The organism is Streptococcus mitis (assembly GCF_946190375.1).
GTDB classification, from domain to species: domain Bacteria; phylum Bacillota; class Bacilli; order Lactobacillales; family Streptococcaceae; genus Streptococcus; species Streptococcus mitis_CJ.
The window spans coordinates 1-242 of record NZ_CAMIAF010000135.1; the positions used below are offsets into that span (position 1 = coordinate 1).

Annotated in this window: 1 protein-coding gene; it reads right to left on the minus strand. The window is 46.3% G+C overall.

Going from position 1 to position 242, the window contains the following annotated elements:
- The coding region (locus tag N8M09_RS11065) for a BrxR family transcriptional regulator (protein WP_261065238.1) at positions 1-197 on the minus strand (197 nt) is incomplete at its 3' end.
- Positions 198-242: the final 45 nt, after the last annotated feature.

Sequence of the window (242 nt, forward strand, 5' to 3'; positions counted from 1 at the left end):
GTCATCTTTGCTGTTGACGAACAATCCACACACCATCGGCGTAACCAGTACTGAGCTAGTGACTTTCTTACTTCAACAACTTTCACCCCACCAACCATTTGCATGTCACTTTCAATGGCTTGCTTGTGCTTTATGCTGGGATGAACAACCAGCTCTAAAGAAAGGTAGGTGTTCCAGTCGTCATCAAATTCTCTCAAGCACTCAGCTGGCGCAGATCCATCCTCCCCCAGTATCTCAAGTAT